Origin of the sequence: Serratia odorifera (assembly GCF_041448735.1) — a bacterium.
Lineage (GTDB): Bacteria > Pseudomonadota > Gammaproteobacteria > Enterobacterales > Enterobacteriaceae > Serratia_F > Serratia_F odorifera.
In genome coordinates, this window is the sequence record NZ_JBGMUT010000074.1 from 1 (window position 1) to 553 (window position 553).

Genomic DNA, 553 nt, shown 5'->3' on the forward strand with positions numbered 1-553 from the left:
GTTTCCGTTACCTCTTTATTTCCGTTATCTTTTACTGAAGCTACTCGAACATTCTGTAAAATCGGTTTGGCTAACCTCATAACTTCTACATCTGAGTCTTCATCAGTTTTTAATGGCTCTTTATCATTTTTCCCTTCATTTCCCTTAGAATCTTGAACAAGGGAACGAATTACAGCTTGATCTTTATCAGGCACAAGATAAAAGTCTGCAATGTATGTTTTTCGTAATGATCCCGGAACCGCAAACAACCAACTATCAGGAATCGGAGCAATAAATTCTCCCTTTTCCTCATTTGGAATTAGATTATATGTATCCACTAATTTGGAATAAATTTGAGTTCCTTTTTTAATATCAATTGAAGCATGTTTATTTAAAAGAAGTTGTACATCTTCAGGTTTTAACGCATCATGTACAGCTATATCTTTTCTTACAGAAACTACTTTTATGTCATCTTTAGTAATTTCCGATTTGAATTTGATATCTTGCTTTGCAACAATTACATCAGTTGTATTAATTTTGTCTTTAAAAACTAGTTCATAAGATCCCACTGTAC

Annotated in this window: 1 protein-coding gene; it reads right to left on the reverse strand. The window is 32.5% G+C overall.

Annotation, left to right across the window (positions count from 1 at the left end; genetic code table 11):
- A partial coding sequence (locus ACCC84_RS23670) for an SAF domain-containing protein (protein ID WP_371902442.1) occupies positions 1 to 553 on the reverse strand: 553 nt, incomplete at both ends.